The sequence below is a fragment of the Paenibacillus camelliae genome (assembly GCF_023715345.1).
In the GTDB taxonomy this organism is placed as follows: domain Bacteria; phylum Bacillota; class Bacilli; order Paenibacillales; family Paenibacillaceae; genus Pristimantibacillus; species Pristimantibacillus camelliae.
Genome location: NZ_JAMBNY010000092.1, coordinates 1 through 255 on the forward strand (window position 1 = coordinate 1; position 255 = coordinate 255).

Genomic DNA, 255 nt, shown 5'->3' on the forward strand with positions numbered 1-255 from the left:
GCTGTTCCGCGTTCGCTCGCCGCTACTGACGGAATCACTTTTGTTTTCTCTTCCTCAGGGTACTTAGATGTTTCAGTTCCCCTGGTATGCCTCACTCTAACCTATGTATTCAGTTAGAAGTAACCGTTCATTACAACGGCTGGGTTTCCCCATTCGGAAATCCCCGGATCAAAGCTTGCTTACAGCTCCCCGAGGCAGTATCGTTGTTCGCCACGTCCTTCTTCGGCTCCTAGTGCCTAGGCATCCTCCGTGCGC

General features: G+C 52.2%; 1 rRNA gene. It reads right to left on the reverse strand.

Annotated elements, in window-relative coordinates:
• A 23S ribosomal RNA gene (locus M3180_RS22550) occupies positions 1-255 on the reverse strand; the annotation flags it as partial.